The following is a 529-nucleotide window of genomic DNA, read 5'->3' as shown; positions in this document are numbered from 1 at the left end:
ATAAAAACGAGTCAAAGTGGATTGTCCAACACTAGCACTTCCGCGTAATAATTCTACMARAGGTGATCCTATTACMGGAATAGCKTCAGGTACACCTGTTACAATTTTSACYGCCCAATAACCAATTTGRTCCCRAGGTAARGAATAACCWGTTACACCAAAAGATGCRGTCAATACASCCAGAACCACACCWGTAACCCAAGTTAATTCGCGAGGTTTTTTAAAWCCACCGGTGAGRTAYACACGAAATACRTGYAGGATCATCATTAGGACCATCATACTTGCCGACCATCGATGAACTGATCGGATTAACCAACCAAARTTAGCTTCAGTCATTATRTATTGAACAGAAGCAAAAGCYTCAGTAACGGTYGGACGRTARTAAAAAGTCATAGCAAAYCCCGTAGCTACTTGTACTAAAAAACAAGTAAGCGTAATTCCTCCTAGACAATAAAAGATGTTGACATGAGGAGGAACGTATTTACTAGTTATATCATCTGCAATCGCCTGAATCTCGAGGCGTTCTTCG

At 40.3% G+C, this 529-nt stretch carries 1 protein-coding gene; it reads right to left on the bottom strand.

Annotated elements, in window-relative coordinates; translation table 11 throughout:
- Positions 1–529, bottom strand: a 529-nt coding sequence (gene petB / locus EJ063_RS21915; protein ID WP_126576080.1) for a cytochrome b6, incomplete at both ends; no start/stop codon positions are given.

Source organism: Vibrio aquaticus, from assembly GCF_003970385.1.
Classification (GTDB): Bacteria; Pseudomonadota; Gammaproteobacteria; order Enterobacterales; family Vibrionaceae; genus Vibrio; species Vibrio aquaticus.
The sequence above is the reverse complement of the archived record's forward strand: the minus strand, read 5'-3'. Positions and strand labels throughout refer to the sequence as shown.